Below are 849 nucleotides of genomic sequence, written 5' to 3'. Positions count from 1 at the left end.
GTTCTCCCCGTTCTCCCCGTCCGCTCCGTCCGTTCCGTTCTCGCCGAGCCACACATACCCGGCCAGCCTCCCGGTGGTCCCCTCCCGGCGGTAGGAGAAGTGGTCCGCCGACTCCCGGGTGCACACGGCCGGCCCCTCCGGCGCGGGGACCGAGTGCCGGGCGAGCTGGGCCCGCACCCCGGCGGTCAGATCCAGCGCCGGGGTGCCCCAGCGGGTGGTCGCGTACGCCTCCGGCACCGCCGCCGCGACCTCGGCGCGCAGCGCCTCGGGCACCTCGTAGCACCCGCCGCAGACCGTCGGGCCGATGCGCGCGACGATCCGCTCCGGGCGGGCGCCCAGCTCGGCCATCGCCTCCACCACCGACCCGACGACTCCCGTGAACAGCCCCGGACGCCCCGCGTGCGCCGCGCCCGCCACCCCGGCCGCCGGGTCGGCGAGCAGCACGGGCGTGCAGTCGGCGGTCTGCACGGCGAGCGCCAGCCCGCGCCGGGCCGTCACCACGCCGTCGAGCGCCGGGGGCTCCCCGGCCCCGCCGTCGAAAGGTTTCACCACGGCGGCGACGTCCCGTCCGTGCACCTGGCGCATCCACACCACGTCCGCCGGGTCCAGCCCGAGGGACGCCGCCGCCAGCGCGCGGTTGCTCCGCACGGCCTCCGCCTCGTCGCCGACCCGGTCGCCGAGATTGAGCTGCTCATACGGAGCGGCGCTCACCCCGCCCCACCTGTCGGTGAAAGCGAAATGCGCGCCGCTGACCGTTTCGTGCCGGCCTATCACTTCAGGAAGTCCGGAACATCCAGCTCCTCCGCCTGACTGTCCTGGTAGGAGCGGGGCGGGGGCGGCACCGGGGGC

Annotated in this window: 1 protein-coding gene; it reads right to left on the bottom strand. The window is 76.2% G+C overall.

Annotated elements, in window-relative coordinates; translation table 11 throughout:
• Positions 1-774: peptidoglycan editing factor PgeF (gene pgeF, locus G5C65_RS37895; protein WP_165303619.1), on the bottom strand; the 774-nt coding region annotated here is incomplete at its 3' end.
• Between the last annotated feature and the right edge of the window lie 75 nt (positions 775-849).

The sequence above is a fragment of the Streptomyces boncukensis genome (genome assembly GCF_011045075.1).
Taxonomy (GTDB): Bacteria; Actinomycetota; Actinomycetes; order Streptomycetales; family Streptomycetaceae; genus Streptomyces; species Streptomyces boncukensis.
This window is presented reverse-complemented; position numbering and strand designations above follow the sequence as displayed.